General features: G+C 61.6%; 3 protein-coding genes. 2 read left to right on the top strand and 1 reads right to left on the bottom strand.

Going from position 1 to position 6212, the window contains the following annotated elements:
* Window positions 1-1001, bottom strand: a 1001-nt coding sequence (locus VK804_RS26040) for a 4-alpha-glucanotransferase (protein WP_325375579.1), incomplete at its 3' end; no start/stop codon positions are given.
* 314 nt (window positions 1002-1315) lie between these two features.
* On the opposite strand from VK804_RS26040, the gene treS reads away from it, so the two are divergent.
* Both treS and glgB read left to right on the top strand, forming a co-directional pair.
* Window positions 1316-4618 carry a maltose alpha-D-glucosyltransferase gene (gene treS / locus VK804_RS26045; protein WP_325375575.1) on the top strand — a complete coding sequence of 1101 codons (3303 nt, stop codon included), beginning with the start codon at window positions 1316-1318 and terminating at the stop codon, window positions 4616-4618.
* Window positions 4615-6212 (top strand): 1,4-alpha-glucan branching enzyme (glgB, locus tag VK804_RS26050; RefSeq protein WP_325375577.1); only part of this gene is annotated, 1598 nt, incomplete at its 3' end. The genes treS and glgB, both read left to right, overlap by 4 nt.

A 6212-nucleotide genomic window follows, 5' to 3' on the forward strand; every position in this document is an offset into this window, starting at 1 on the left:
CGCAATTGCGCATCCGCCGTCCATTGCACGAATTCGACGAATTCGATTTCGGCGGCATCCGCGCCCTGCCGCAATTCGGCGCATTTGGCCTCGTCCGGCTGCCGCCAGCCTTCTGGCCACTCCCACCACGGTCTGCCGAACTTGTGCCGAAGCACTTCGAAACAGGCAAAGTGCGACAACAGCGGCGCGCGCTCGGCGCGGAACGCGTCGAACTCCTGCTTGCGGGCAGCGCTCGCGTGCGACTTGAAATTTCTGAAGGCTGCGTGCAGCGCCCGCCATTTCAGCCCGGCGACAGCTTCATAATCGATCAGATGACCTTCTCTCAACCGCGCGATGGAGCGCTTTGAAAATGCCTCGGCGTTGAATTCGGGAATTTTCTCGACATCGATATAGAGCGCGTTCAAAAACAACCGGCTGTTCGGCGAGTAGGGACTGCAATCGGCCGGGTGGTCGTCGAACAGAGCGTGCAGGGGATTGAGCCCGATGCCATCGGCTCCCAACTGGGCCGCCAATTCGAGTAATGCCGCAAGATCGGTGAAATCGCCGATGCCCCAGTTGCGCCCCGAGCGGACGCCGTAAAGCTGGACCGCGATCAGCCAGCACCGGTCGAAATCACCGCCATAGGCTTTGGCTGGCGCGACGATCAGTGGCACTTCTTCGGCAAATGACGCCGCATCGGTCAGATTGAGCCGATACGACCCCTGCGGCAAATCGGCGGGCCAGATGATTTTGCGATTGCGCGCTTCGCCTTGCGCGATGACTTTCGAACCCGACATGATCTGCCACCGCACCGGGAACGCGGCGGGTTCCTTGATCTCGGTTTGCGACGGTAGTCCGGAACGGACCACCACGGTTCCGGAGGCAACGCGGTACGGAACCCGCTCTGGCAAGGCATCGAGGATGATTTTGAGCGCGGCGGCATCGGTTACCTGGCGATGGCCGCGGCCATCGATAAATTCGGTTTGGATGTCCAGCTCTCTGGCTCTGCTGTAAAGGTTCATTCGGCACGCCATTTGCACGCAACGGAAGACGGAACCGCCGCAAAATTCTTGTGGTTTAGGAAGAGGATAGCCTTGCTTAACGTCGATCCGCCTCGGCCGTTCCCCAAAGGAACCAAAGCAAGCGGAACGGCTTTTTATATATGTCCCGAGCATCTCCTTTCGCGCAAACGAAATGGGACCCCATTGCAAATCGCATCACCGTGATCAAAACAATCAAAAACCGTCGAGGGCGCCCACACGGCGCTGCCCATCGGCGTGAACGCGTCCATAATACCGCCCCGCTATTTCGTTCTCTGGTCGCGCGGAGCTTTGGAATGAACCTGCTGTCGTCAATCGATACCGAAGAACTGCCGGCCGCCGCGCTGGATCATGACGAACTCTGGTACAAGGACGCCATCGTTTATCAGCTTCACGTCAAGGCCTTCGCCGACAGCAACAATGACGGCATCGGCGATTTCGCCGGCCTCACTGAGAAGCTCGATTACCTGCAGGATCTCGGGGTGACGGCGCTCTGGCTGTTGCCATTCTATCCCTCGCCCGGCCGCGACGATGGTTACGACATCGCCGACTACGGCTCGATCAATCCCGATTTCGGGACCATGAAGGATTTTCGCCGCTTCATTGTCGAAGCCAAGCGACGCGGCATGCGCGTGGTGATCGAACTCGTCATCAATCACACCTCCGACCAGCACGACTGGTTCAAGCGCGCCCGCCGCAGCGATCCGAAGTCCAGCGCGCGTAACTGGTATGTCTGGAGCGACACCGACCAGAAATACGCAGGCACTCGGATCATCTTCACCGACACCGAGAAGTCGAACTGGACCTGGGACCCCGAAGCCGGGCAATTCTACTGGCACCGCTTCTTCTCGCACCAGCCTGACTTGAACTTCGACAATCCCCGCGTGGTCAGCGCGATGATCCAGGTGATGAAGCGCTGGCTCGACACCGGCGTCGACGGGTTCCGGCTCGATGCCATCCCCTATCTTTGCGAGCGCGACGGCACCAACAACGAGAATCTCCCTGAGACCCACGCCGTCATCAAGAGGCTGCGCCGGGAACTCGACGCTTACGCCAAGGGCAAGGTGCTGCTGGCGGAGGCCAATCAATGGCCGGAGGATGTGCAGGAATATTTCGGCCGTGGCGACGAATGCCACATGGCCTATCATTTTCCGCTGATGCCACGGATCTACATGGCGATCGCCCAGGAAGATCGCTTTCCGATCACCGACATCCTGCGCCAGACCCCGGATATTCCGGGCAATTGCCAGTGGGCGCTGTTCCTGCGCAACCACGACGAACTGACGCTGGAAATGGTCACCGACGTCGAACGCGATTATCTGTGGTCGACCTACGCCAACGATCCCCGCGCCCGCATCAATGTCGGCATCCGCCGCCGGCTGGCGCCGCTGATGGACAATGACCGCCGCAAGATCGAATTGATGAATTCGCTATTGCTGTCGTTCCCGGGCACGCCGATCATCTATTACGGCGACGAGATCGGCATGGGCGACAACATCTATCTCGGCGACCGCAACGGTGTCCGCACGCCGATGCAGTGGACGCCGGACCGCAACGGCGGCTTCTCCCGCTCAGACCCGGCGCGGCTTTACGCGCCGACTATCATGGACCCGGTCTATGGCTATGAAGCGGTCAATGTCGAGGCGCAGTCGCGCAGTCTGTCCTCGCTCTTGAGCGCTACCAAGCGGCTGATCTCGGTGCGCAAGTCGACGCTGGCGTTCGGCCGCGGCACCATGACCTTCATCCGCCCGGCCAACCGTTCGGTGCTCGCTTATGTCAGACAGTACGGTGACGAGGTAATCCTCTGCGTCGCCAATCTGTCGCGGTCGGCGCAAGCCACCGAACTCGATCTTTCGCCATGGAAGGAGCGCATCCCGCTGGAAATGCTCGGCCGCACCCGTTTTCCGGCGATCGGCGAATTGCCCTACATGATCACGCTGGCGCCCTATGGCTTCTACTGGTTCCAGCTCAGGGAGCGCGACAAATCCGAGCATGTCGCCCCCACCACGGTTCCCGAATTCGAGACCCTGGTGGTGCCACTCGGTGCAACCTGGGTTTCGCTGGCGCGCACCAGAAGCGTGTTCGAAAGCGACGTGCTGCCGGGCTTCCTGGCGCGAACCCGCTGGTATCCCGAGCGCACGCCGAAAGCCATCCACCCGGCCCTGACATCGGCGATCCCGTTCTGCGACATCGGCGACAACCGCCCCTGGCTTGCGTTCTTCGAATCAACCCAGCGCGGTATGACCTCCCGTTACGTGCTGCCGATGCAGATCGAATGGGTGCGCTTCGACCGCGAACGCTACAACCCCCGCGCCTTCGCAGCGGTCCGTCAGGGCGCGCGGGAAGGAACGCTGCTCGATGTCGCGACCGATCACATCTTCATCGCGCTGCTGCTGCGCAATCTGCGGCAGAGTCTGACGGTCGAGGAAAACGACCTGCGGCTGGAATTCAGGCCGACCAGCCGATTTTCCGATCATGCAGTGAGGACGCCCGAGCATATCCGGGCGGTTGAGACCGAACAGTCCAACAGCACCGCGCTGATCGACAACGAATATGTGGTCAAGGTCTATCGCAAACTTGAATCCGGCATCAATCCCGAGATCGAGATGGGCTGGTTCCTGACCGAGGTCGCGGGCTTCGCCAATACGCCCGCTCTGCTCGGCAGCGTCGAACTGATCGAAGGCGACAAGAGAAATGCGATCGCCGTCGTGCACGCCTTCGTCGAAAACCAGGGCGACGCCTGGACCGTGACGTCGGCCTATCTCGATCGCTTCGTCGACGAGCAGCGTCTGTTGGCCGGCAGCGAACATCCCGGCGAGAGCGAAGAGCAGGTTCCCTATCTGCGCTATATGTCGCAAATCGGCAAGCGCGTCGCCGAGATGCATCTCGCGCTCGCCACCAGCCAGGAATTCGCCGATTTCACCCCGGAGCCGGCATGGCCCGAAGACATGAAGCGCTGGATCGGAGATGTCATGGGCCGCGCCGGACGTGTGTTCGACGCGCTGAAGCAACGACGCGATGCCATGCGGGAGGCAGACCGGCAGCTGGTCGATCAGGCGCTTGCGCAGCGCGACACGCTGCTGCAGCGGGTGAACGCGCTGCTTCCCAGGGATATCGACGGTCTGAAGATCCGCCACCACGGCGACCTCCACCTCGGCCAGATCCTGATCGTCAAGGACGATATCTTCATCATCGATTTCGAGGGGGAGCCGCGAAGGCCATTGGAAGAGCGCCGCCGCAAGGCGCCGGCGGCGCGCGACGTCGCCGGCCTGATCCGTTCGATCGATTATTCGGCCACCGCCGCATTGATGCGCGCGCTGAAGGTCGCACCCGACGAGCACGGCAAGCTAGGCGCCGCGCTCACCGAATGGCGCGACCGGGCGACAGCTTCGTTTCTGGGCGCCTATCGCGAGGTGATGACCAATCAACGCCTGTGGCCGGCCGATCCGGATGATGCAGAACGTATCCTGAACTTCTTCCTGCTCGAAAAGGCCTTTTACGAGATCGAATATGAATTGGCTCACCGGCCCGATTGGCTGCGCGTACCCCTGACCGGGATGCTTCGAATTTTGTCCCAGAATACCAACGAGTCCTCATGACCAAATTATCCGCGGAAGCCTACGCGATTGTCGAAGGTCGCCACTCTGATCCCTTTCACTATCTGGGCCTTCACACCGAAGGCGGCAGGACCGTGGTGCGCGCATTCCTGCCGGAAGCTTCACGGGTCGAGGCGATCGGCGAGCACGGCGAGACAGCCGAGCTGTCGCGCATTCACGACGCAGGTCTGTTCGTCGGCGCACTGCCGAATGGCTCCACGCGCTACCAGTTGCGCGCCCGCTTCGGCGACACCGTGGTCGATCTCGACGATCCCTACCGCTTTCCGCCCGTCCTGACCGATTTCGATCTGTATCTCCTGGGCGAAGGCACCCACCAGCGGCTTTACGACAAGCTCGGCGCCCATCCGATGACGCTCGACGGCGTCGATGGCGTGGCCTTCGTGGTGCTCGCGCCCAATGCACGGCGGGTCAGCGTGGTCGGCGATTTCAATTTCTGGAATCCGCGCCGGCATCCGATGCGCGTCCGTGGCGTCGGCTATTGGGAGCTGTTCGTGCCCCATGCCACCGCAGGCGATCACTATAAATTCGACATCATCGGCCCGCAGGGCCAGCATCTGCCGCTGAAGTCGGACCCGATGGCGTTCGCTGCGGAAATGCGCCCGAGCACCGCCTCCATCGTGTTCGACGAAGCCAGACTTCCGCATCCGCGCCCGGCGCCCGAGCGGGTCAACGCGCTGAGCGCGCCGATGTCGATCTACGAAGTCCACCTCGGCTCGTGGCGGCGCAAGGGCAACAACGAATGGCTGACCTATCGCGACCTCGCCGAGCAGTTGCCGCGTTACGCCAGGGATCTCGGCTTTACCCATGTCGAATTCCTCCCCGTCAGCGAGCATCCCTTTGACGGCTCATGGGGCTACCAGCCGACCGGCCTGTATGCGCCCACCAGCCGGTTCGGCGGGCCTGCGGATTTTTCCGCCCTGGTCGACGCTTGTCATGCCGAGGGCCTTGGGGTTTTACTCGACTGGGTGCCCGGGCATTTTCCCGACGATCCGCACGGCCTCGGCCATTTCGACGGCACCGCGTTTTACGAACACGCCAACCCGCTGCAGGGCCGCCATCTCGACTGGGGTACGCTGATCTACAATTACGGCCGCACCGAAGCTGTCAATTTCCTGGTCTCGAACGCGCTGTTCTGGCTGGAGCGTTACGGCATCGACGGGCTGCGTGTCGATGCGGTCGCCTCGATGCTCTATCTCGACTATAGCCGGCCCGCCGGAGGCTGGGTGCCGAACAAGCATGGCGGCCGGGAAAATCTCGACGCCATCGCTTTCCTGCGCCGCTTCAACACTGAAGTGTTCGCGCGTTTTCCGCAGGCCACGACCGCCGCCGAAGAGTCGACCGCGTGGCCGCAGGTGTCGCGCCCGGTCGAGTTTGGCGGGCTGGGCTTTGGCTACAAGTGGAATATGGGCTGGATGCATGACACGCTGAACTACATCAACAAGGATCCGATCCACCGCCGGTTTCACCACGGCGATATTCTGTTCGGCCTGCATTACGCTTTTTCAGAGAATTTCATCCTGCCGCTGTCGCATGATGAAGTCGTTCACGGCAAACGTTCGATCCTGGGACGAATGCC

Source organism: Bradyrhizobium sp. (genome assembly GCF_035484855.1).
Classification (GTDB): domain Bacteria; phylum Pseudomonadota; class Alphaproteobacteria; order Rhizobiales; family Xanthobacteraceae; genus Bradyrhizobium.

What these genes read in the sequence shown, in the direction of transcription:
- treS (WP_325375575.1), top strand. Translation starts at nt 1,316, where the DNA reads ATGAACCTGCTGTCGTCAATCGATACCGAAGAACTGCCGGCCGCCGCG.